The following is a 21537-nucleotide window of genomic DNA, read 5'->3' as shown; positions in this document are numbered from 1 at the left end:
ACCATGGCCAAGGAATACAGCGATCTCGTCGTCGGACTCGACATCGGCACCGCCAAGATCATGGTGGTGGTGGCCGAGGTGCTGCCGGGCGGCGACCTCAAACTGGTCGGGTTGGGCGTCGGCCCCAGCACCGGCCTCAAGCGCGGCGCGGTGGTCAACATCGACGCCACGGTTGCCAGCATCCAGCAAGCGCTCAAAGAAGCCGAGCAGATGGCCGGTTGCCGCATCGGGCGGGTCTACACCGGCATCACCGGCAGCCACATCCGTGGCCTCAACTCGCAGGGCATGGTGGCGATCAAGGACCGCGAGGTCGCCCCCGCCGATGTCGCGCGCGTCATCGACACCGCGCGCGCCATCAACATCCCCACCGACCAGCGGCTGCTGCTGGTCGAGCCGCAGGAGTTCATCATCGACGGCCAAGAGGTCAAAGAGCCGATCGGCATGAGCGGCGTGCGCCTGGAGGCCAGGGTGCACATCGTCACCGGGGCGCAAAGCGCGGCCGAGAACATCCTCAAATGCGTGCGCCGCTGCGGGCTGGAGGTGGAGCAGCTGATGCTCAACCCGCTGGCGGCTGCCCAGGCGGTACTGACCGACGACGAAAAAGAACTCGGCGTGGCGCTGGTCGACATCGGCGCCGGTACCACCGACGTGGCCATCTTCACCGGTGGTGCCATCCGCCACACCGCGGTCATCCCGATCGCCGGTGACCTGATCACCAACGACATCGCGATGGCGTTGCGTACCCCCACCAAGGACGCCGAGGACATCAAGGTCGAAGCGGGCTGCGCCAAGCAACTGCTGGCCGATCCGGACCAGCAGGTCGAAGTGCCCGGCATCGGCGACCGCGGCCCGCGCATGCTCAGCCGCCAGGCCTTGGCCGGCGTCATCGAGCCGCGGGTGGAAGAGATTTTTGCACTGGTGCAGGAGGTCATCCGCAACTCCGGCCACGAGGAGCTGCTGTCCAGCGGCATCGTGCTGACCGGCGGCAGCGCCGTCATGCCCGGCATGGTCGAGCTGGGCGAGGACATTTTTCTCAAGCCCGTGCGCCGCGGCGTGCCGCGCTACAGCGGCACTCTGGGCGACATGGTCGCGCAGCCACGCGCGGCCACGGTGATGGGTTTGCTCGAGGAGGCGCGGCTGGCGCGCCTGCGCGGGCAGAAGGTGGCGCAAAAGGCAGGTTCGGTCGGCGGCCTGCTGACGCGCGTCAAAGAGTGGTTCGTCGGCAACTTCTAAATCCAGGTCAACAGCAGGAGCGTTTCATGAGCATCGAACTGATCGAGGTCGAAGAATTCAACCGCGGCACGCAGATCAAGGTGATCGGTGTCGGCGGTGGTGGCAGCAACGCGGTCGAGCACATGATCGCCAGCCGCGTGCAGGGCGTGGAGTTCATCTGCGCCAACACCGACGCGCAGGCGCTGGCGCGCTCGTCGGCGCACCGCGTCATCCAACTGGGCCGCACCGGCCTGGGCGCCGGCAGCAAGCCCGACAAGGGGCGCGAAGCCGCGCTGACGGCCGAAGCGCAAATCCGCGAAGCCATCGAGGGTGCGCACATGCTGTTCATCACCGCCGGTATGGGCGGCGGCACCGGCACCGGTGCGGCGCCGGTCATCGCGCGCATGGCCAAGGAAATGGGCATCCTCACCGTCGGCGTGGTGACCAAGCCGTTCGACTGGGAGGGCGCGCGCCGCTTGGCCAACGCCGAAGAGGGCCTGGCCGAACTGGAGCAAAACGTCGACTCGCTCATCGTCGTGCTCAACGACAAGCTGCACGAAGAGCTGGGTGAGGACGTCACCCAGGACGAAGCGTTCGCCGCCGCCAACGACGTGCTCAAAAACGCGGTGGGCGGCATCGCCGAAATCATCAACGTCGAGGCGCTGGTCAACGTCGACTTCGAAGACGTGCGCACCGTGATGGGCGAACCCGGCAAGGCCATGATGGGCACCGCGGTGGCCAGCGGTCCGGACCGCGCCCGCATCGCCGCCGAGCAGGCCGTGGCCTGCCCGCTGCTGGAGGGCGTGGACATGCGCGGCGCCAAGGGCGTGCTGGTGCTGATCAGCGCCGCCAAAGGGTCGCTGAAGCTGTCGGAGTCCAAGCTGGCGATGAACACCATCCGCGCCTTTGCCGCGCCCGACGCGCACGTCATCTACGGCACCGCCTACGACGAGTCGCTGGGCGACGCGCTGCGCGTCACCGTCGTGGCCACCGGTCTGAGCCGCGCGGGCCAGCGCCAGCCGTTCACGGTGGTGCAGTCGCAGCAGGGTCTGCGCACCGGCACCGACAACGTGCCGTTCATCCCGACGCTGAACCAGGCCGTCGGCGGCGCGGGCGCCGCGGCGGGCGCCGCCAGCGGGGCGCACCCCAACGTGCCGCGCGTGTGGCTCAACCCGCGCAGCGGGGCCGCGTCGCGCGTCGAGGCGCTGGCCTCCAGCGGCATGGACGACTACGAGATCCCGGCCTTCCTGCGCAAGCAAGCCGACTGACGGTCGCGCGCCCCGGCGGCACCGGGAACCTGGCCCGGTGGCCGCGTATTCGGGTACGCTGCCTGCTTGGGGGGCCTCGGCGTCGCAGGCCGACGCGGTGCCGCGGCACCATGCCCTGCCTCCGCATGGGGGCGCTGCCACCCAGCGTAGGCGCGCTGCCGACCGCGCGCCTACAATGCCAGCCATGATTGCCCAAACCACGCTCAAGACCCTCACGCGCGCCGTCGGCGTGGGGCTGCACAGCGGCGAGCGCGTCGAGCTCACGCTGCGCCCGACAGCGCCCGACAGCGGCATCGTCTTTCGGCGTGTGGATTTGGCCGAGCCGGTCGACATCCCCGTCAGCGCCGACGCCGTGGTGGACACCCGGCTGGCCTCGACGCTGGGCCGCGGCGGCGTGCGTGTGCACACCGTCGAACACCTGATGAGCGCCTGCGCCGGGCTGGGCATCGACAACCTGATCATCGACATCACCGCCGAGGAAGTGCCGATCCTGGACGGGTCGGCGGCGGCCTTTGTGTACCTGCTGCAAAGCGCCGGCCTGCAGCGACAGCCGGCGCCGCGGCGTTTCGTGCGCGTCAAGCGCGCGGTCGACGTGCGCGAGGGCGACGGCCCCACGCTGAAGTGGGCGCGCCTGGAGCCCTACGACGGCTTCAAGCTCAGCTTCGAGATCGCGTTCGACCACCCGGCGGTGAGCGCCACCGGCCAGCACGTCGAGTTCGACCTCGGCAGCGGTCACTACGCGCGCGACATCGCCCGGGCGCGCACCTTCGGCTTTACGCGCGACGTCGAGGCCATGCGCTCGCAAGGCTTGGCGTTGGGGGGTGGGCTGGACAACGCCATCGTGCTCGACGACGTCAAAGTGCTCAACGCCGACGGACTGCGCTACGACGACGAGTTCGCCAAGCACAAGATGCTGGACGCCATCGGTGACCTGTACCTGCTGGGGCGGCCGCTGCTGGCGCACTACCGCGCCTACCGCTCGGGCCACGCGCTCAACAACCGGCTGCTGCGCGCGCTGCTGGCGCAGCCCGACGCGTACGAAGTCGTCACCTTCGACGACGAGCGCCGCGCGCCCCAGGGGCTGGCACGCCTGGCCCCGGCCTGGTAGGGGGCGGCGCCATGTTTCTGTTTCGCTTCCTGATGTTCGCGCTGCTGGGCGCGGCGGTGCTGTGCTTTGCTTTTTACCTGGGTACGGGCCGCAAGCACTTCCTGCGCTGGGGCATCGTCATCCTGAAGTGGACGGTCATCGCGGCGCTGGGGTTTTTTGCCGTGCTGGTGCTCAGCCGCGTGGGGTAGTGGCCGTGCGGCAAGGTGTTCAGTAACTGCGCCCGTCCTTGTAGGCGGCGTGGGCGCGCGCGCGCAGCGGCGCCACGCGGGCGATGGCGGCGGTGGTGCGCGCCACCTGGGCGTGGGTGATGCACAGGCCCAGCGCATCGGCGGCGTCTTTGCCGGGCAGGCCGGGCAGGTTCAACAGGCGGCGCACCATCTCCTGCACCTGCGATTTGTGCGCCTTGCCGTAGCCGACGACGGCTTTTTTGAGCTGCAGCGCGGTGTATTCGGCCACCGGCAGGTCGTGCGCGACCAGCGCCGTCAGGCAGCAGCCGCGCGCCTGGCCCAGCATCAGGGTGGCCTGCGGGTTGACGTTGACGAACACGATTTCCAGCGCCGCCACCGTCGGTTGGTAGCGCCGCACCACCTCGCCAATGCCGTCGAACAGCGTGCGCAGCCGCTGGGGCAGCAGCGCTCCGTCGTCGGGGCTGGTGCGGATGGCGCCACTGGCCACGTAGTGCAGCCGGGCGCCCTCGACGTCGACGACGCCAAAGCCGGTGGCCGTCAGCCCGGGGTCGATGCCTAGGATGCGCATGCTGCCGATGGTAATCGTTTGACGCCCCGCGCGCAGCGTCAGGGCAGGCGCACCGCGGGCATGCGCGCCAGCACCGTTTGTGCGCGGCCGCTCAGGTAGGCCGAGTCGGGCCGACGGCCGTAGCGCTTAGGCGCGGGCAACAGCACCACCAGGCGGGCGGCCTCGGCGGCGCCGAGTTGCGCGGCGCTTTTGCGCGCGTAGTGACGCGCCGCAGCCTCGGCGCCAAAAAGGCCGTCGCCCCACTCGACGCTGTTGAGGTACACCGTGAGGATGCGGCGTTTGTCCAGCATGGCTTCCAGCATCCAGGTGATGAGCAGCTCCTGCCCCTTGCGCAGCAGCGTGCGCTCGCCTGACAGCAGCAGGTTTTTCGCCAGTTGCTGCGTGATGGTGGAGCCGCCCGCCAGCCGCGCGGGCCGCACCGGGCCGTTACCGGCGCGCCGCGCGGCTTGCTGCCACTGACGCTGGTTGCGCTGCCAGGCGGACTGCATGGCCTGCCAGTCCACCCCGAAGTGTTCGGTGAAGCCGCTGTCTTCGGACGCGATGACGGCGCGCATCAGTTGCGGCGACAGCCGCTCGGTGGGCACCCCCTGGTGGCGCCAGCGCCCAAGCTCACCAGCGCGCGCCAGCCGCCAGGCTTCGGTGCGCTGAAACGAGGTGCTGGGCGCGTCCACCCACGCCAGCATGCCGACGCGCAGCGCAAACCACGCTTGCAGGCTGAGCGCGGCCAGCAGCGTCCAGCCCAGCCAGCGCAGCAGCCACGCGCCTCGGCGGCGGGGTTTGGACGTGGTGGCGGGGGTTGCGCGTGGCATGGCGGTGCGGCAGCGGGCTCAGGGCGCTGAGCCCACCTGGGTGTGCAGGCCACCCTCGCGGGTGAAGCGGAAGCGTGAGACGACGACGATTTGGTCAGCCCGCGCACGCATGGCGTGGCTGAAGCGTGCGAAGGTGAGCCCGTGCACGATGGCGCGCGCGTGCTGGTCCAAAAACGGGTTGCCCGAGCCTTGCACCACCTCGGTGCCCAGCACGCGCCCATCGTGGTTGACGGTGATGACCATGGTCAGCTCGCCGTACACCTTGCGGCCACCTTGCTCGGGGAAATGGGCGGTGCCGCGCTCCTCGATGCGGCGGCGCAGCTCGTCGTAGTACAGCGCGTAGACGGCCTCGCGCGTAGCCGGGCTGACGTAGCGCCGCCGCGGACGGGTATTTTCCCGTTCGATGCGGCGCTCGATCTCGGCCAGCGCCTGCACCAGCGCCTGGCGGCGCTGCTCGCGCGCCTGGGCCTGCTCGGGGGTCTCCTGCGGGTCGGCGGTGCGCAGCTGCGCGATGTCGCGCCGCAGCTGCGCCAGCAGCCGGGTCTGACGCTCCTGCATTGCCTCCAGGCGGCGCTCTTCGTCTTCCAGTGTGTCGCCGGGGCGCAGCACCGGCGCCGGTGGCAGCGGCGAGCGGGCGCGCCCGCTGTCAGCGTCACCGCCGCCGACCAGGTTGGCCTGCGCGATGGCTTGCGCGCGCGCCGGGGCGCGTTCGTCGCGCGCGTTGACCAGGATCACCTCCAGCGGTGTGCCTTGCAACACGCGCTGGGATGACGACGGCGGCACCAGCCGCACCGCCAGCACCAGCACGTGCAGCGCCACCGACATCGCCAGCGCCCACGGCAGTGGGTCCTCGCGCACGCGTTGCAGCCAGTGGTTAGCGGGTGCCGCAGCCGTGGCCACGCAGCGTCTCCTCACACCGGGGCAGCAGGGGTGGGGGCCGGGCTGGCCGCGGCCGCCTCGTCGGCGTCGTCCATCGCCACCGCCACGGTCAGCGGCGCTTCCAGCACCTCCTCGGGTTCGCCTTCCAGCGTGTCGCCCTCCACCGGCTCGGTGACGCCCAGCCGCTCGACCACGGTGCCGGTGACCTCAAGGCTGACCTCGTCGATGGTGCCCAGCCGCACCCGCACGCGTTCGCCGCGCTGCAAACCGTCGGTGCCCAGCGCCGCCAACACCAGTGGCAGCGTCTCGGCGCGCACCAGGTTGTCTTTCAGGTAGGCCGCCTCCAGCTCGGTGATGCCCTGCTGCCGCAGGTAGCGCAGCGTCCAGTAGCGCTCCATCGTCCCCTGAAACTGCGCGTAGGCGGTGTAGGCGGCGTCAAACGCGCTGATGATGGCCAGCAACGCCGCGTCCTTCGGCTTGAACGGCGCGGCCAGCGCCGCGGTGGTGCCGTGGCGCGCGCAGGCAATGATTTGCCACTGGTTGACGAGGTCGGTGTAGCGCCGCAGCGGCGAGGTGCTCCACGCGTAGCAGGGCACGCCAATGCCGGCATGGGGCAGCGGCTTGGTGCCCATGCGCACCTTGATGCCAGGGGCCAGGCTGGTTTGACTGCGGTAAATGCCCGGCACGCCGCTGTCGGCCAGCCACTGGCCCCAGTGGTGGTTGGCCAGGATCATCGCTTCGGCCACGATCAGGTCCAGCGGCGCGCCGCGCGCGCGCGTGCCAATGACCACGGTTTCGTCGCCGGTGGGCTCGTCCCCGGCAACGCCCAGCAACTTGAAGGTGTAGTCGGGGCGGGTGAAGGTCTCCGGCCGCCCACGCACCGCTTCGCGGCGCGCTTTGCACGCTTGCGCCAGCCGCCACAGCCACGCCAGCGGGCCGTGCAGCGCAGCCACATGCGCCGGCACGCCCGGCCAGCTGGGGCCGCTTGCGTCTTCGAGCCAGGCGGGGCTCACCACGCCATCGAGCTGGTCGTGGCGCAGGTTGTGCGCAATCGGCACACGCTCCAGCCGCGTCGTGCTGCCGCGCACTTCCAGCGTGGCTTCGTCGATCGTCAGGTACAGCGACACCGCCGGCCGTGGCGCGCCTTCGGCCAGCGTGTAGGTCTGCACGACGGCGTCGGGCAGCATGGTGATTTTGTGCCCCGGCATGTAGACGGTGGACAACCGCTCGCGCGCCACCGCGTCCAGGGGGCTGCCGGGCGCGATGGCCAGCCCGGGCGCCGCGATGTGGATGCCCAGCGTCACCGTGCCGCTGCCCAGGCCCTGCACGCTGAGCGCGTCGTCGATTTCGGTGGTGCTGCTGTCGTCGATCGAAAACGCCGCCACCCCTTCGGCCAGCGGCAGGTCATCCGGTAGCGGCGGCGCTGCCAGCGCGGCAAAACCCGTGCCACGCGGGAAGTGCTCGTGCAAAAAGCGCTGCCAGTGGAATTGGTACGCGCTGGTGATGGCCTCGGCGCGCTGCAGCAGCGCCAGCGGCGCCAAGTGGGTGGTGCGCGCCGCGTGCACGACGGCCTTGTACTCAGGGGCGTTTTTGTCCGGCTTGAACAGGATGCGGTACAGCTGCGCGCGGATCGGCTCGGGACAGCGGCCCTGCACCAGCTCGTCGGCCCAGGCGTCGATTTGCGCCTGAACGGCTTTTTTGCGCTCGATGGCGGCCAGCGCCTGCTGCAGCACGTCAGCGGGCGCCTTGCGAAAGCGCCCGCCTTTGCCGGCGCGGCGGAAGTAGTGCGGCGCCTCGTGCAACCGCAGCAGCGTGGCGGCTTGCTGCACGGTGCTGGGCGGGTCCTCGAAGTACATGGCCGCCAGTTCCGCAAAGCCAAAGTCGCCTTCGGGGGCAAACTCCCACGCCAGGTCCAGGTCGATCTGGGCGGCCAGCTCGGTGGCATCGCGCAGCAGCTCGGCCACAGCGGGCTGGGCAAAGGTCAGCAACACCTGCGTCGCCTTGACCTTGACGCGCCGGCCCGAGTCCAGCTCGATCTGGTGCGTGGCGTCGGTGGACGACAGGATACGACCGCCGGCCAGCTTGCCGGCTTCTTCGAACAAGGCAAACAACGTGATGCGCTTTCGTACAACCCACAAGGCACGCCCAGCCGGGGCGCGACGGACGGCGCGGCGACGGGCGCAACGGCCAAGCGCAAGTGTAGCGAGTTGACCCGCCCGCTGGGACGGGCACAAGGGGCGACGTGCGTCAGACCAAGCGCACCGCGGGCGCCGCCGGCAGCCGGCGCAGCACCGCACGCAGCGCCGCACCGTACAGCGGCAGCAGCGCCACCAGACTGAACGCCAGCTTGGTGGCGTAGTCCACCAGCGCGATTTCGACCCAGTGCTCGGCCATGAAGGCGTCGCTGCTGCGCCAAAACGCCACCGAGAAAAAGACGAACGTGTCGATGAGGCTGCCGACGATGGTGGACGCCGCCGGCGCCACCCACCACTGTGCCAGCCGGCGCAGCCGCGCAAACACCGCGATGTCGGTCAACTGCCCGACCACGTAGGCCATGAAGCTGGCCAGCGCGATGCGAAAAACAAACGCGTTGAAGGTGGCCAGCGCCGCCCAGCCAGCGAACGCGCCTTCGAAAAACAGCACCGACACCACGTACGACGCCAGCAGGGCCGGCAGCATCACCCAGGCCACCACACGCCGCGCCACCTGTGGGCCCAGCACACGCACCGTCAAGTCCGTCAGCACGAACACCAGCGGGAACGTGAACGCCCCCCACGTCGTGTGCACCCCGCCCAGCGTGAACGGGATTTGCACCAAGTAGTTGCTGGCGATGATCAGCGCGATGTGCGCAGCGGCCAACCACGCGATGGTGCGCCGCTGGGCCTCGGGGTTGAGGGTGAGGGAGGGCTGGGGCTGCGCCACGGCAGCCAACGGCACGAACGCCATGTCGAATCCTTTTTGATGAGTGGGGTGAGGGAACCCACGCCGACCACAGGTGGCCGACCAGGAGCGGAAAAACCAAATTGTACCGCTTAGGCCGACGCCGGCGGGGTGCCCGGGCGTGTGGCGCGACCTCAGGGCCGCAGGCCCAGCTCGCCGCGGCACTGGCCGCTGGGGTCGTAGGTGGTCGATTGTCCCTCGCGGCCCACCTCGGTGTGACGCATCACCACCACCATGTGGGGCCGTGTGGCCAGGGCTTGCCACAGCGCGGCGTCAACCCCGGCCCGCCGTGGTCGGGGTCAAGCCAGCCCCCGCACCACCTCCAGCGCCTCCTCGACGCGCTCGACACCGTGCAGCTTCAGGCCCTCGGTGGCGCGCAGAAAGGCCGCGTCGGGCTTGCGCGGCAGGTTGGCCTTCGGCACCACCGCCACCGCCATGCCGAGCTTGGCGGCTTCCTTGAGGCGCTCCTGCCCGCGCTGCGCGGGGCGCACTTCGCCGGCCAGACCCACTTCGCCAAAGGCGACGAAGCCGCGCGGAAGCGCACGCCCGCGCAGGCTGCTGACGATGGCCAGCAGCACCGCCAGGTCCGCCGCCGGCTCGGCGATGCGCACGCCCCCCACTGCGTTGACGAACACGTCTTGGTCGCCGCAGGCCACGCCGGCGTGGCGGTGCAGCACGGCCAGCAGCATGGCCAGGCGGTCGCGTTCCAAGCCAACGCTCAAGCGCCGCGGCGCGGGGCCGCCCGCGTCCACCAGCGCCTGCACCTCCACCAGCAACGGGCGCGTGCCTTCCAGCGTGGCCAGCACGCAGCTGCCCGGCACCGGCTCGCGGTGCTGGCTCAGAAACAGCGCGCTGGGGTTACCCACGCCTTTGAGCCCGCGCTCGGTCATCGCAAACACGCCCAGCTCGCTGACCGCGCCGAAGCGGTTTTTGATGGCCCGCACCAGCCGAAAACTGCTGTGCGCGTCGCCTTCGAAGTACAGCACCGTGTCGACCATGTGCTCCAGCACACGTGGGCCGGCCAACGCGCCCTCTTTGGTGACGTGGCCCACCAGCACCAGCGTGGTGCCGTGCGCGCCGCTGGTTTTGGCCGCGCGCGTCAGCAGCGCCGCGCACTCGCGCACCTGGGCCACCGAGCCCGGCGCGGAGCTGAGCTGCTCGGTGTAGATGGTCTGGATCGAGTCGATCACCGCCACCGCGGGGCGCTGCTGCTGCAGCGTGGCCAGGATGGTTTCCAGCCGGATTTCGGCCAGCACCGCAACTTGGCTGTCGCCCAAGCCCAGACGGCGCGCGCGCAGCGCCACCTGCGCGCCGCTTTCTTCGCCGGTGACGTACAGCGTGGGCAGACCGGCGCGCTGCAGCGCGTCCAGCGCTTGCAGCAGCAGGGTGGATTTGCCGATGCCGGGGTCGCCCCCGATCAGCACGACGGCCCCGGGCACGACGCCACCGCCCAGCACGCGATCCAGCTCGGTCAGCCCGGTGGGGGTGCGTGCCACGTCGGCGGCGTCGATGTCGGCCAGCCGCGCCAGCGTCCCGGTGGCGGCCAACCCCTGCCGTAGCGCGCCCAGGCCACCCAGGCTCGGCGTGCTGGCGGGGGCCAGCACCTCCACCAAGGTGTTCCAGGCCCCGCAGTGGGGGCAGCGTCCATGCCAACGCGGGGTCTGGCCGCCGCAGGCGCTGCAACTGTACTGGGTTTTGTCCTTGGCCATGGTGGCGTCACTCCAGGCCCAGGTGGCGCAGCAGCGCCGGCAGGTGGTCGTCGAAGTCCGACAGCCCGTGGTCGCTGCCGGGCACGATGCGGTGCACACTGCCGGGGTAGCGCGCCACCATCTCGCGCCAGTCCAGCACCTCGTCGCCGGTGGCGGCGATCAGCAGCACCCGTTCGGGGTGGGGCAGCGCGCCCACGCGCAAGCGGCGCAGCTCGTCCACGTGGGCGGGCTGAAAGTGGATGCGCTCGGTGGGGTCATGCCACACCGGATGCTCGCCGATGTGGCGCGCCAGGTCGCGCGCGGGGTCTACCGCGGGGTTGATCAGCACCGCGCGGCAGCCCCGGGCCCACGCCAGCCGGGTGGCGTAAAAACCACCCAGTGATGAGCCCACCACGGCCATCGTGTCGCCGGGCCAGTCGGCCACGGCGCGCTCGATCAGCGCCCACGCCTGGGCCGGGCTGGGGGGCAACGCGGGGCAGGCCCATGTCACGTGGGGGTGGTGCGCGCGCAGGTAAGCCTGCAGCCGTTGCGCCTTGAACGAGCGCGGCGAGGAGCGAAAGCCGTGCAGGTACAGCAGGTGGGTGCACGCCGACGCGGGCGGCGCGAGGGGGGCGGAGGGCAAGTTGGCCATGGCGCACAGGATAATGCAGCTGCCATGGCCGTCGTGATCCAAAAACCGCCGTTGTGGACCCGTCTGGCCCCGTGGGTGCGGGGCTTTGATGGGCCGTTTTTGCTGTCGGTGGCGCTGCTGGCGCTGCTGGGGCAGCTGGTCATGCTGTCGGTGGCGTTCGACATCGAAGGCCGCGTGCAGGATCACCTGCGCAACCTTCTGATCGGTGCGGTGGTGATGGTGGTGGTGGCCCAAGTGCCGCCGCAGCGCCTGCAGGCGTTGGCGGTGCCGGCCTACGTGGTGGGGGTGCTGCTGCTGGTGGCGGTGGAGCTGGTGGGCGTGACGCGCAAGGGCGCGCAGCGCTGGCTCGACCTGGGCGTGATGACCATCCAGCCCAGTGAGCTGATGAAAATCGCCATGCCGCTGATGTTGGCATGGTGGTTCCAGCGGCGCGAAGGGCGGCTGCGCGCACTGGACTTTGCCGTGGCGGCGGCGTTGCTGGCGCTGCCCGTGGGTTTGATCATGCTGCAGCCGGACCTGGGCACCGCGTTGCTGGTGTTGGCCTCGGGGCTGTTCGTGATTTACTTTGCCGGCCTGAGCTGGATGCTGATCGTGCCGCCGCTGCTGCTGGGCGCCCTCGGGGCGGGCGTGCTGGTGGTGATGGAGCCGCAGTGGTGCGCGCCCGGGGTGGACTGGGTGGTGCTGCACGAATACCAGCGCCAGCGCGTGTGCACGCTGCTGGACCCGACGCGCGATCCGCTGGGTAAGGGCTTTCACATTTTGCAGGGGCTCATCGCCATCGGCTCCGGGGGGGTGTGGGGCAAAGGCTTCATGCAGGGCACGCAAACCCACCTGGACTTCGTGCCCGAACGCAGCACGGACTTCATCTTCGCCGCCTTGGCCGAGGAGTTCGGCCTGGTAGGGGTGCTGGTGCTGCTGACCGCGTACGGCGTGTTCATCTGGCGCGGTCTGGTGCTGGCCATGGAAGCGTCGACCCTGTTTGGCCGGCTGCTGGCCGGGGCGCTGATCCTGGTGCAGTTCGTCTATGCGTTCGTCAACATCGGCATGGTCAGTGGGCTGCTGCCGGTGGTGGGGGTGCCGCTGCCGTTCGTCAGCTACGGTGGCACCGCCATGGTGGCGCTGGGTGCCAGCCTGGGGCTGATGCTGTCGGTGGGGCGGTACAAGCGCCTGGTGCCGACCTGACGTCGTGCCCTGCGTCCCTACGGTTGGCAGGGTGGGTGGGGCCTGCCTACAATGCGGCGCATGATCGCCATCGAACCGACCCTGCAGCGCCTGGCCACGGCGCGCATGTTGCTGCTTGAGCCCTACGGATTGGACGAAACCCACCTGCGCCGGGCGTTGGCACGCATCATGGGGCCCGGCGTGGATGACGCGGACCTGTACTTCCAGTACACGCGCAGCGAAGGCTGGAGCCTGGAAGAGGGCATCGTCAAGACTGGCAGCTTCAGCATCGACCAAGGCGTGGGGGTGCGCGCCATCAGCGGCGACAAGACCGCGTTTGCCTACTCCGACGACCTGAGCTGGGCGGCGCTGCGCGAAGCCGCCGACAGCGTGCGCGCCATTGGCCGCCTGGGCGCCGCCCAGCAGGCCGACCTGCGCCGGTGGCGGCGTCGCGTGGCGGCGTCGCGCCAGCTGTACGACGCGCACGACCCGATCGGCACGCTGGACAGCGCGGCCAAGGTGGCGCTGCTGGAGCGGCTGGAGCGCATGGCGCGTGCACGCGACCCGCGCGTGGTGCAGGTGATGGCGGGTCTGGCCGCCGAGTACGACGTGGTGCTGGTGGCCCGTGCCGACGGGGTGCTGGCCGCCGACGTGCGCCCGCTGGTGCGCCTGTCGTTGACGGTGATCGCGCAGCAGGGCCAGCGGCGCGAGGTGGGGTCGTCGGGCGGCGGTGGACGCTGGGGACTGGAGCGCTTCGACGACGCGCTGCTGGCGCAGTACGTGGACGAAGCCGTCGGCGCGGCGCTAACCAACCTGGAGTCACGCCCGGCGCCGGCGGGCGAGCTGACGGTGGTGCTGGGCCCGGGCTGGCCCGGCGTGCTGCTGCACGAGGCGGTCGGCCACGGGCTGGAGGGCGACTTCAACCGCAAAGGCTCCAGCGCCTTCAGTGGCCGCATCGGCCAGCGCGTGGCCGCCAAGGGCGTCACGGTGTTGGACGACGGCACGTTGGCGGGGCGGCGCGGTTCGCTCAACATCGACGACGAGGGCGAGCCGACCCAGTGCAACGTGCTGATCGAAGACGGCATCTTGCGCGGCTACATGCAGGACCGCCTCAACGCGCGGCTGATGGGGGTGGCGGCCACCGGCAACGGCCGGCGCGAAAGCTACGCCCACCTGCCGATGCCGCGCATGACCAACACCTACATGCTGGCCGGCCCGCACGATCCGCAGGAAATCATCGCCAGCGTGCAGCGTGGCCTGTACGCCACGCACTTCGGCGGTGGGCAGGTGGACATCACCAGTGGCAAGTTCGTCTTTTCGGCCAGCAGCGCGTGGTGGATTGAAAACGGCCGACTGGCCTACCCGGTCAAGGGCGCCACGCTGATCGGCAGCGGCCCCGAAGCGCTCAAGCGCGTGCGCATGATCGGGCGTGACTTGCAGCTCGACGCTGGCATCGGCACCTGCGGCAAAGAAGGCCAAAGCGTGCCGGTGGGGGTGGGGCAGCCCACGCTGCGCATCGACGGCCTGACGGTGGGCGGCACGGCCTGACCCGCCTGGCCGCGCTGTTGCGGCGGCGCCACGCGCGTCGGCGGGCTGTCAGCCGCGTGTCAAGCAAACTGTGCTACATTGGTCGCCATGCAACGGCGCAGCTTTTACTTTGGCTACTTTTGGTTCTCTGGCTCCACCGGCGGTCGAGAGGACGGAAGTCGCCCCCAGTAAAGCGCGCATCCAACCCCCCAACCGTCGGTGGCAACACCGGCGGTTTTTTTTTGCCCCGATCCGCACGATGCAAGGAGTCCCGATCATGAGCCCGAGCCCCGCCAAACCCAGCTTGAGCGATGCGTGGTACGCGCACCCGGCCGACCGCACCAGCCAGACCGACGATCAACGCATCGAGGACATCACCGTGCTGCCGCCGCCCGAGCACCTGATCCGCTTTTTTCCGATTCGGGGCACCGCGATCGAAAAGCTCATCACGCACACGCGCCGCGCCGTCCACCAGATCCTGCACGGTAAGGACGACCGGCTGCTGGTCATCATCGGGCCGTGCTCGATCCACGACCCCGCCGCGGCCATGGAGTACGCCCGGCGGCTGAAAGAGCAGCGCGACCGCCACGCGGACACGCTGGAAATCATCATGCGGGTGTACTTCGAAAAGCCCCGCACCACCGTCGGCTGGAAGGGGCTGATCAACGACCCGTACCTGGACGAGAGCTTCCGCATCGATGAGGGGCTGCGCATCGCGCGCCAGCTGCTGATCGAAATCAACCGGTTGGGCCTGCCGGCGGCCAGCGAATTTCTCGACGTCATCAGCCCGCAGTACATCGCCGACCTGATCTCGTGGGGGGCGATCGGCGCGCGCACCACCGAAAGCCAGGTGCACCGCGAGCTGGCCTCGGGGCTGAGCGCGCCGATCGGCTTCAAAAACGGCACCGACGGCAACATCCGCATCGCCACCGACGCCATCTTGGCCGCCAGCCGCCCGCACAACTTTTTGTCGGTGCACAAAAACGGCCAGGTGGCCATCGTGCGCACCAAAGGCAACCCCGACTGCCACGTCATCCTGCGCGGCGGCAAGCTGCCGAACTACGACGCCGACAGCGTGGCCATCGCCTGCCAGCAGCTGGCCGACGCCAAGCTGCCGGCGCGCGTGATGATCGACTGCAGCCACGGCAACAGCCAAAAGCAGCACGAGCGCCAGGTGGACGTGGCGCGCGACGTGGCCGCGCAAATCGCGTCTGGCTCGCAGCGCATTTTCGGGGTGATGGTGGAAAGCCACCTGTGCGCCGGCGCGCAAAAGTTCACCCCAGGCAAGGACGACCCGGCCAAGCTGGCCTACGGTCAGAGCATCACCGACGCCTGCATCGACTGGGACACCTCGCTGCAGGTGCTGGACACGCTGGCCGCGGCGGTCGCGCAGCGCCGGCGGCAGCGCGGCTGAAGCGCCGCGGGGTTTTGGGCGCACGGTGGCGCCACCTCGGTGTACGATGGCGGCTGCGGGCGTGCTGCCCAGCAGCCCCTCCTGACCGCGAGGCACCACCATGCGCAACCACGTCATCGTTTCCTTTGGCCCCGGGCGGGAGTACACGTTCGACCTCGACGAGGTGCAGCCGATGCCGCACGAGCTGGCGCGGCAGTGGCTGGACGAGCAGTTCACCGCGTTGGGGTGTGAGCCGCTGCGCCTGACCGGCAAGGTGCTGACCGCCGACAAGGTGCTGGCCATCGCCCAGGTGGTGGGCGAGCAGCGCTTTGCCCAGCCCGAGCACCGCGCGTGGGCGATGGTGTACGCCCGCGCGGCCAGCAGCCTGCTGGCCAAGCCGATCGTCAAGGTCGACGTCCCCGCACTGACGGTCGGCTACTGAAGCGCCGCGGTTGGGGTTGCACCGGCCGCAGCCGTGCGCAGCGCCGCGGCCAGCTTGTCGTGCACGCCGCCAAAGCCGCCGTTGCTCATGCACAGCAGGTGGTCGCCCGGGCGCACGGCGGCCACCACCTGCGCCACCAGCGTGTCGATGTCGGGCGCCACCTGCGCGCGCGCGCCCAGCGGGGCCAGCGCGGCGGCGGCGTCCCAGCCCAAGCCGCCGGCGTGGCAAAACGCCAGCGCGGCCGGCTCCAGGGCCCAAGGCAACTGGGCTTTCATCGTGCCCAGCTTCATCGTGTTGGAGCGTGGCTCAAAAATGGCCACGATGCGCTCGTGCCCACGCCCCTGCGCGTCGAGCCGCTGGCGCAGGCCCTCCAGTGTGGTGCGCATCGCGGTCGGGTGGTGCGCAAAGTCGTCGTAGACGGTGACGATCCCGTCGCCCAGCGCGACGCGCGCGCGCACCTCCAGCCGCCGCCGCACCCCCTGAAAAGCGGCCAGCGCTTCGGCCGCCTGACCCGGCTCGACGCCGACGTGCTCGGCCGCGGCGATGGCCGCCAGTGCGTTGAGCTGGTTGTGCACGCCGCTCAAGCCCCAGCGCACGCGCGCCACCGGGGTACCACGGCGCAGCACGGCAAAGTCGTGCGGCTCCCCGTCGGCGCTGTAGTCGCTGTCGGCGGCCCCGAAGGTGCGCAGCTCGCTCCACAGGCCCTGGTGCAGCACGCGCGTCAGGCTCTCCTCGAGCCCGTTGGCCACCACGCGGCCGCTGGCCGGCACCGTGCGCAGCAGGTGGTGGAATTGCCGCTCAATGGCCGCCAGGTCGTCGAAGATGTCGGCGTGGTCGAACTCCAGGTTGTTGAGCACGGCGGTGCGGGGACGGTAGTGCACGAACTTGCTGCGCTTGTCGAAAAACGCCGTGTCGTACTCGTCGGCTTCGATGACGAACGGCGTGCGCGTCCCGGCCGACGGCAAGCGCCCCAAGCGCGCCGAGACGCCCAGGTCCAGCGGCACCCCGCCGACCAAAAAGCCGGGCTGCTGCCCCGCGCAGGTCAGAATCCACGCCAGCATCGCGGTGGTGGTGGTCTTGCCATGGGTGCCGGCCACCGCCAGCACGTGGCGACCGCGCAGCACGTGCTCGGCCAGCCACTGCGGGCCGCTGGTGTAGCGCGCCCCGGCGTCCAGGATCGCTTCCATCAACGGGAACTTGGGGCGGCCGTCGGGCCGCCGGGCGCGGCTGACCACGTTGCCGACGACGAAGACATCGGGGCGCAGCGCGAGCTGATCGGCCCCGTAGCCTTCGATCATCTCGATGCCCAGCGCCTGCAACTGCTCGCTCATCGGCGGGTAGATGCCGGCGTCGCAACCGGTGACGCGGTGGCCGGCTTCGCGCGCCAGTGCCGCCAGACCGCCCATGAAGGTGCCGCAGATGCCTAAAATGTGGATGTGCATGGGCGCATTATCGCGGGCCGCTGCGCCACGGCCGCGAATCGCCGACAATGCCGGCATGCCTGCCGCCCTGCAACACGAAATCGCCGCCTTGGCCGCCGCCCACATGGTGGACGAAGGCCTGGAGGCACGCGCGGCCTGCCAGCGTGCGCTGCAGCGCCTGGGGCTGCCCGCGCGCACGCCGCTGCCCGATGCGACGACGCTGGACGCCGCCATCCGCGAGTACCTGGCCCTGTTTCATGCCGACACCCAGCCGACCGAGCTGCGTGCCCTGCGCCGCGTGGCGCTGCAGTGGATGCAGCGCCTGGCGGCGTTCGAGCCGCTGGTGGGCGGGGCGGTGTGGCACGGCACCGCGACGCGGCGCTCGGACGTGCACCTGCAACTGTTCAGTGACGACCCCAAAGCGGTGGAGATCGCGCTGATCAACGCCGGTGTGCGCTACGACGTGCAGCGCGCGCGCGGGTTGCACGGACGCGATGTGGAGGTGCTCAGCGTCGCGCAGCGCTGCGAGGCGCTGCAGGACTGGGTGACGGTGCACCTGTGGGTCAACGACACCGCAGCGCAACGTGGAGCGCGCCTGGCCGATGCGCTGGGGCGCACCCCACGCGGCACGGCGGCCGAGCTGCAGGCGCTGCTGCACGCTGACGCCGAAGGGGCCCAGGCATGAGCGGCACGCGGCGTGGTTGGATGGTGGGCGTGGGGGCGCTGGCGGCGCTGGCCGGCGTCGGCGTGGCCGCGTGGCGGTTGCGGCTGGAGCCGGCGGCCGACGCAGCCGCGGCGGCGTTTTGGGCCGGACGTTGGCCCACGCCGGCGGGCGGCGAAGTGCGTGCCGAGGCGCTGCGCGGAGGGTCGCTGCTGCTCAACTTTTGGGCCACCTGGTGCCCGCCGTGCGTGGAAGAGCTGCCGCTGCTGCAGCGCTTTTACGACGAGCGGCGCGCCGACGGCTGGCGCGTGCTGGCGCTGGCGATCGACCAGCCCAGCAGCGTGCGTGCCTTTTTGCAGCGCATGCCGCTGACGCTGCCGGTGGGGCTGGCGGGCCTGGGCGGCACCGAGCTGGCCAAGCAGTTGGGCAACGCCACCGGCGCGCTGCCGTTCAGTGTCGTTTTTGACGCGGCGGGGCGCGTGCACGCGCGCAAGCTCGGCCAGGTCAAGGAGGACGACCTGCGCACCTGGGCGACGGCGCTTGGCTCAGGCTGACGTCTCGGCGTCCAGGCTGGGCAGCGCCACCGCGCGGCCCAGGTGCGCTTCGACCTCGGCCACCGGCAACGGCCGCGCGTACCAAAAGCCCTGAAAGTGGTCGCAGCCCAGCGCTTGCAGCCGCTGCAGCTGCGGCGCGTGCTCGACCCCTTCGGCCACCACCTCCATGCCCAGCGCGTGCCCCATTTGCACGATCGCCGCGACGATGGCGGCGTCGGCCTGGCCATCCTCATGCAGCGCCTGCACGAAGCTGCGGTCGATCTTGAGCCGGTGCAGCGCAAAGCGCTTCAGGTACGTCAGGCTCGAATAGCCGGTACCAAAGTCGTCGAGCGACAGCGCCACGCCAAGCTCGGCCAGCGCCTGCAGCTTGGCCAGCGCTTCTTCGGCGTCACGCACCAGGATCGTCTCGGTCAGCTCCAGCTCCAGCAGGCTGGCGGGCAGCCGGTACCGCTGCAGCGTGTCGGCCACGTCCTGCACGAATTGGGCTTGCTCGAACTGCAGCGCCGAGACGTTGACCGCCACCTGCGCAGGACGCCCGGCGTCGGCCCAGCGGCGCGCCTGCGCCACCGCCTGCTCCAGCACCCACTGCCCGAGCTGCGCGATCAGGCCCGTTTCCTCCGCCACGCCGATGAAGGCGCCCGGCAGCACCAGCCCATGGCCGGGGCGGTGCCAGCGCAGCAGCGCTTCGCACGCCGTCACGCGGCCGCTGCGCAGGTTCACGCGCGGTTGGTAGTGCAGTTCGAATTCGCCGTGCTGCAGCCCCAGGCGCATCGCGTGGTCGGTCTGGATGCGCGCCAGCAGGTGCGCGTTCATCTCGGCCTGGTAAAAGCGCCAGTGCCCTTTGCCTCGCTCCTTGACCTGGTACATCGCCGTGTCGGCGCACTGGATCAGCTCGTCCAGCGTGGTGCCGTCGTGCGGGTACATGGCGATGCCTATGCTGCACGACAACGTGAACTGCATCTCGTCGATCGTCACCGGGCGCGCCACCGCCTCGATGATGCGCTGCGCGGTACGCTCGGCGGCCACACGGTCGGCGTCGTGCAAGTGAATGACGAACTCGTCACCCCCCAGCCGCGCCAGCGTGTCGGTTTGCCGCAGGCAGCGCTGCAGGCGCTGCGCCACCTCGACCAGCACGCGGTCGCCAAAGGCGTGCCCGAGCGAGTCGTTGATGCCCTTGAAGCGGTCCAGGTCCAAAAACAGCACCGCAAAGCCACGCCCGCTGCGCTGCGCCAGCCGCACCGCGTGGGCGACGCGCTCGCCCAGCAGCAGCCGGTTGGGCAGGCCGGTGAGCGGGTCGTGGTAGGCCAGTTGCTCGATGCGGCGCTGGGCCTCGAGCTTTTCCGACAGGTCCTTGGCGAACAGCACGGTGTTGAGCGGCTGCCCCTGCGCGTCGCGCAGCAGCACCCACGACACCAGCAACGCCACGGCGGGCGCGTGCGCGCGCCGCAGCCACAGCTCGCCTTCCCAGTAGCCGCGCTCGGCCAGCGCCGCCGCCACCTCCGCCTCCCAGCCGGGGCGGTTGGGGGCGTCGAGCAGCGCGGCCACCGGCTGGCCAGCCGGGTCGTCGTCGGCCCGGCCGGTCAGCCGCAGCGCCGCCGGGTTGCAAGCGACGATGCGCCGCTCGGGGTCGGTGACGACGATGGCGTCCAGGCTGGACTTGAACACCTTGGCCGCCAGGCGCAGCTTGGCGTCGATGGCGGCGCGCTCGGTGACGTCGCGGTAGACATGGATGCGCCCGATCGGGCGGCCGCGCGCCAGTTGCGGCCGCGAGGTGCGTTCCAGCATGCGTCCGCTGCGCAGCAGCACGATGTCGTGTGCCTCCATCAGCGGGGCGCGCTGCAGCTCGCTCAGGCGTGCCTGGAAGGCGCTGGCGTCGCTGACGCTGGCGGCCAGGTGGCGCAGCAGCGCCGGGTCGTCCGGGGTGGTCAGCAGCGTCGTCGGCAGCGCCCACATCTGCGCAAACGCACGGTTGAAGGCGCGCACCCGCCCGTCCAGGTCGCACACCAGGATGCCGTCGGACGACGACTCCAGTACCGCGCGCAGCTCGGCCAGCAGCGCCTCCAGGCGCTGCTGGGTGCGCTGGTACTCGGTCAGATCCTGCATCGCCACCAGCACGACGGTTGCCCCGTCGGCGGGGCACACCGGGCCGATGCGGCGCTGCACGCGCAGCACCTCGCCGTCGCGACGCACCAGCATGGCTTCGGATTCCAGCGTCTGCTGCACGCCGCGGCACCACTCGTCCCAGTACACGTGGTCCTGCAGGTCGCTGGCCCACTGGTGCACGGGGCTGCCCACCATCTCGTCGCGCTGGGCACCCACCAGGCGCAGCGCCGCCTCGTTGACCGCGACGATGCGCAGCGTTTCGGGATCCACCACCCACACGGACTCCAGCAGCCCTTCCGTGATGGCGGCCCAGTGCAGGTGGCTCACGGTCGTTCCTCCCCGGCCTGGGCGTCGAGCGCGCGCTCGAAAAAGTAGCAGTAGCGGGCGCGCGGCAGTTGGTCAGGCCGCAGGCTGCGCTGGATCGACAGCTGCGGCTGCGCCTGCAGGTCCAGCAGCAGCGCCTCGCTGCGCGGCACGGTGGGGTCGTGCACCAGCACGCGCGGCTTCAGCGGCCGGCTGGCGTTGACCGCCTGCACGGTGGCGTAGCGCCCGTCGCTGAGCTGCACGATCGTGCCCGGCGGATACACCCCCACCATGCGGATGAAGGCAGCCAGCGTGCGTGCCTCGAACTGCGCTTTGTGCCGCGCGAACAGCAGGGCCAAGGCCTCGTGCGGCGTGAGCGCCTTGGCCGGGTGGTGGGGGTTGCACAGCCGGTCGTAGCGGTTGATCAACGCCAGCACGTGGGCTGCGGGGGTCAGCGCCTCGGCGGCGTGGCCGTGCGGAAAGCCACTGCCGTCGGCGGCTTCGTGGTGTTGTGCCACCGCCTGCGCCACCGCCTAGGGCCTGTTAACACTATCGCAACGATTCGACGATCAGTGCGAAGTGGATGAAGGCCGCGAACATGACGTCGAGCTTGTCGAAGCGGCTGAAGATGCGGCGGAACCCTTTCAGACGGCGGAACAG

Annotated in this window: 20 protein-coding genes and 1 pseudogene; 10 read left to right on the top strand and 11 right to left on the bottom strand. The window is 70.4% G+C overall.

The features are described 5' to 3' along the window. Positions 1-3: 3 nt before the first annotated feature. The 4 genes from ftsA (at position 4) to Taqua_RS13250 (ending at position 3776) form a co-directional block, all read left to right on the top strand. On the top strand, positions 4-1233 hold the full coding sequence (gene ftsA, locus Taqua_RS09315) for a cell division protein FtsA (protein ID WP_144326404.1): 1230 nt from the start codon (positions 4-6) through the stop codon (positions 1231-1233). A gap of 26 nt (positions 1234-1259) precedes the next feature. Next, positions 1260-2480, top strand: a complete 1221-nt coding sequence (ftsZ, locus tag Taqua_RS09310) for a cell division protein FtsZ (protein WP_144326403.1) — start codon at positions 1260-1262, stop codon at positions 2478-2480. Between the two features lie 184 nt (positions 2481-2664). After that, positions 2665-3588 carry a UDP-3-O-acyl-N-acetylglucosamine deacetylase gene (gene lpxC / locus Taqua_RS09305; RefSeq protein WP_144326402.1) on the top strand — a complete coding sequence of 308 codons (924 nt, stop codon included), beginning with the start codon at positions 2665-2667 and terminating at the stop codon, positions 3586-3588. Between the two features lie 11 nt (positions 3589-3599). Beyond that, complete coding sequence (locus tag Taqua_RS13250) at positions 3600-3776, top strand: hypothetical protein (RefSeq protein ID WP_185969600.1); 177 nt, start codon at positions 3600-3602, stop codon at positions 3774-3776. Positions 3777-3795: 19 nt separating this feature from the next. On the opposite strand, the gene ruvC is transcribed toward Taqua_RS13250, so the two are convergent. From ruvC to Taqua_RS09270, 7 genes are all read right to left on the bottom strand, one after another. Beyond that, entirely contained in the window at positions 3796-4344 is a 549-nt protein-coding gene (ruvC, locus tag Taqua_RS09300; RefSeq protein ID WP_144326401.1) for a crossover junction endodeoxyribonuclease RuvC, read from the bottom strand. Between the two features lie 38 nt (positions 4345-4382). Then, complete coding sequence (gene mtgA / locus Taqua_RS09295; protein ID WP_144326400.1) at positions 4383-5153, bottom strand: monofunctional biosynthetic peptidoglycan transglycosylase; 771 nt, start codon at positions 5151-5153, stop codon at positions 4383-4385. Positions 5154-5171: 18 nt separating this feature from the next. Next, on the bottom strand, positions 5172-5978 hold the full coding sequence (locus Taqua_RS09290) for an energy transducer TonB (RefSeq protein WP_144326423.1): 807 nt from the start codon (positions 5976-5978) through the stop codon (positions 5172-5174). 86 nt (positions 5979-6064) lie between these two features. After that, positions 6065-8143: a ribonuclease catalytic domain-containing protein gene (locus Taqua_RS09285; protein ID WP_144326422.1), complete on the bottom strand. Its 2079-nt coding sequence runs from the start codon at positions 8141-8143 to the stop codon at positions 6065-6067. Positions 8144-8279: 136 nt separating this feature from the next. After that, positions 8280-8978, bottom strand: a complete 699-nt coding sequence (locus Taqua_RS09280; RefSeq protein ID WP_144326399.1) for a 7-cyano-7-deazaguanine/7-aminomethyl-7-deazaguanine transporter — start codon at positions 8976-8978, stop codon at positions 8280-8282. A 293-nt stretch (positions 8979-9271) separates the two neighbouring features. Continuing rightward, on the bottom strand, positions 9272-10681 hold the full coding sequence (gene radA / locus Taqua_RS09275) for a DNA repair protein RadA (RefSeq protein WP_144326398.1): 1410 nt from the start codon (positions 10679-10681) through the stop codon (positions 9272-9274). A gap of 7 nt (positions 10682-10688) precedes the next feature. Then, positions 10689-11312, bottom strand: coding sequence for a YqiA/YcfP family alpha/beta fold hydrolase (locus Taqua_RS09270; protein ID WP_144326397.1), 624 nt, complete (start codon positions 11310-11312; stop codon positions 10689-10691). A 24-nt stretch (positions 11313-11336) separates the two neighbouring features. Between Taqua_RS09270 and rodA the strand changes: the two genes are divergently transcribed. The 4 genes from rodA to Taqua_RS09250 all read left to right on the top strand — a co-directional run bounded on the left by rodA (position 11337) and on the right by Taqua_RS09250 (position 15835). Continuing rightward, positions 11337-12494: a rod shape-determining protein RodA gene (gene rodA / locus Taqua_RS09265; RefSeq protein WP_144326396.1), complete on the top strand. Its 1158-nt coding sequence runs from the start codon at positions 11337-11339 to the stop codon at positions 12492-12494. Positions 12495-12554: 60 nt separating this feature from the next. Beyond that, positions 12555-14021 carry a metalloprotease TldD gene (gene tldD, locus Taqua_RS09260; RefSeq protein ID WP_144326395.1) on the top strand — a complete coding sequence of 489 codons (1467 nt, stop codon included), beginning with the start codon at positions 12555-12557 and terminating at the stop codon, positions 14019-14021. A gap of 256 nt (positions 14022-14277) precedes the next feature. After that, positions 14278-15414 (top strand): 3-deoxy-7-phosphoheptulonate synthase, encoded by a 1137-nt coding sequence (locus Taqua_RS09255; protein WP_144326394.1) that lies wholly within the window; start codon positions 14278-14280, stop codon positions 15412-15414. A 100-nt stretch (positions 15415-15514) separates the two neighbouring features. Continuing rightward, positions 15515-15835 carry a hypothetical protein gene (locus Taqua_RS09250; RefSeq protein WP_144326393.1) on the top strand — a complete coding sequence of 107 codons (321 nt, stop codon included), beginning with the start codon at positions 15515-15517 and terminating at the stop codon, positions 15833-15835. On the opposite strand, the gene mpl is transcribed toward Taqua_RS09250, so the two are convergent. After that, positions 15829-17277: a UDP-N-acetylmuramate:L-alanyl-gamma-D-glutamyl-meso-diaminopimelate ligase gene (mpl, locus tag Taqua_RS09245; protein ID WP_144326392.1), complete on the bottom strand. Its 1449-nt coding sequence runs from the start codon at positions 17275-17277 to the stop codon at positions 15829-15831. The genes Taqua_RS09250 and mpl overlap by 7 nt on opposite strands. A gap of 55 nt (positions 17278-17332) precedes the next feature. On the opposite strand from mpl, the gene Taqua_RS09240 reads away from it, so the two are divergent. Both Taqua_RS09240 and Taqua_RS09235 read left to right on the top strand, forming a co-directional pair. Continuing rightward, positions 17333-17941, top strand: coding sequence for a hypothetical protein (locus tag Taqua_RS09240; protein WP_144326391.1), 609 nt, complete (start codon positions 17333-17335; stop codon positions 17939-17941). Beyond that, positions 17938-18471, top strand: coding sequence for a TlpA disulfide reductase family protein (locus tag Taqua_RS09235; protein WP_144326390.1), 534 nt, complete (start codon positions 17938-17940; stop codon positions 18469-18471). The genes Taqua_RS09240 and Taqua_RS09235 overlap by 4 nt, the downstream gene beginning before the upstream one ends. On the opposite strand, the gene Taqua_RS09230 is transcribed toward Taqua_RS09235, so the two are convergent. From Taqua_RS09230 to Taqua_RS09220, 3 genes and pseudogenes are all read right to left on the bottom strand, one after another. Then, positions 18463-20901, bottom strand: coding sequence for a sensor domain-containing protein (locus Taqua_RS09230; protein ID WP_246094676.1), 2439 nt, complete (start codon positions 20899-20901; stop codon positions 18463-18465). The two genes, Taqua_RS09235 and Taqua_RS09230, sit on opposite strands and share 9 nt — an antisense overlap. Then, on the bottom strand, positions 20898-21395 hold the full coding sequence (locus tag Taqua_RS09225; RefSeq protein WP_246094675.1) for an HD-GYP domain-containing protein: 498 nt from the start codon (positions 21393-21395) through the stop codon (positions 20898-20900). Before Taqua_RS09225 ends, Taqua_RS09230 begins: the two co-directional genes overlap by 4 nt. Before the next feature lie 31 nt (positions 21396-21426). Next, a pseudogene (locus tag Taqua_RS09220) lies at positions 21427-21537 on the bottom strand (IS5-like element ISCARN85 family transposase); the annotation flags it as partial.

Origin of the sequence: Tepidimonas aquatica, from assembly GCF_007556585.1 — a bacterium.
GTDB classification, from domain to species: Bacteria; Pseudomonadota; Gammaproteobacteria; order Burkholderiales; family Burkholderiaceae_C; genus Tepidimonas; species Tepidimonas aquatica.
This window is presented reverse-complemented; position numbering and strand designations above follow the sequence as displayed.

Excerpts from the sequence above, each read along its gene's own strand:
- rodA (WP_144326396.1), top strand. The coding sequence starts at position 11,337 with ATGGCCGTCGTGATCCAAAAACCGCCGTTGTGGACCCGTCTGGCCCCG.
- Taqua_RS09235 (WP_144326390.1), top strand. The coding sequence starts at position 17,938 with ATGAGCGGCACGCGGCGTGGTTGGATGGTGGGCGTGGGGGCGCTGGCG.
- ftsZ (WP_144326403.1), top strand. The coding sequence starts at position 1,260 with ATGAGCATCGAACTGATCGAGGTCGAAGAATTCAACCGCGGCACGCAG.
- Taqua_RS09270 (WP_144326397.1), bottom strand. The coding sequence starts at position 11,312 with ATGGCCAACTTGCCCTCCGCCCCCCTCGCGCCGCCCGCGTCGGCGTGC.
- lpxC (WP_144326402.1), top strand. The coding sequence starts at position 2,665 with ATGATTGCCCAAACCACGCTCAAGACCCTCACGCGCGCCGTCGGCGTG.
- Taqua_RS09250 (WP_144326393.1), top strand. The coding sequence starts at position 15,515 with ATGCGCAACCACGTCATCGTTTCCTTTGGCCCCGGGCGGGAGTACACG.
- Taqua_RS09280 (WP_144326399.1), bottom strand. The coding sequence starts at position 8,978 with ATGGCGTTCGTGCCGTTGGCTGCCGTGGCGCAGCCCCAGCCCTCCCTC.
- Taqua_RS09240 (WP_144326391.1), top strand. The coding sequence starts at position 17,333 with ATGCCTGCCGCCCTGCAACACGAAATCGCCGCCTTGGCCGCCGCCCAC.
- ftsA (WP_144326404.1), top strand. The coding sequence starts at position 4 with ATGGCCAAGGAATACAGCGATCTCGTCGTCGGACTCGACATCGGCACC.
- mpl (WP_144326392.1), bottom strand. The coding sequence starts at position 17,277 with ATGCACATCCACATTTTAGGCATCTGCGGCACCTTCATGGGCGGTCTG.
- tldD (WP_144326395.1), top strand. The coding sequence starts at position 12,555 with ATGATCGCCATCGAACCGACCCTGCAGCGCCTGGCCACGGCGCGCATG.
- Taqua_RS09255 (WP_144326394.1), top strand. The coding sequence starts at position 14,278 with ATGAGCCCGAGCCCCGCCAAACCCAGCTTGAGCGATGCGTGGTACGCG.
- Taqua_RS09290 (WP_144326423.1), bottom strand. The coding sequence starts at position 5,978 with ATGTCGGTGGCGCTGCACGTGCTGGTGCTGGCGGTGCGGCTGGTGCCG.
- mtgA (WP_144326400.1), bottom strand. The coding sequence starts at position 5,153 with ATGCCACGCGCAACCCCCGCCACCACGTCCAAACCCCGCCGCCGAGGC.
- ruvC (WP_144326401.1), bottom strand. The coding sequence starts at position 4,344 with ATGCGCATCCTAGGCATCGACCCCGGGCTGACGGCCACCGGCTTTGGC.
- radA (WP_144326398.1), bottom strand. The coding sequence starts at position 10,681 with ATGGCCAAGGACAAAACCCAGTACAGTTGCAGCGCCTGCGGCGGCCAG.
- Taqua_RS13250 (WP_185969600.1), top strand. The coding sequence starts at position 3,600 with ATGTTTCTGTTTCGCTTCCTGATGTTCGCGCTGCTGGGCGCGGCGGTG.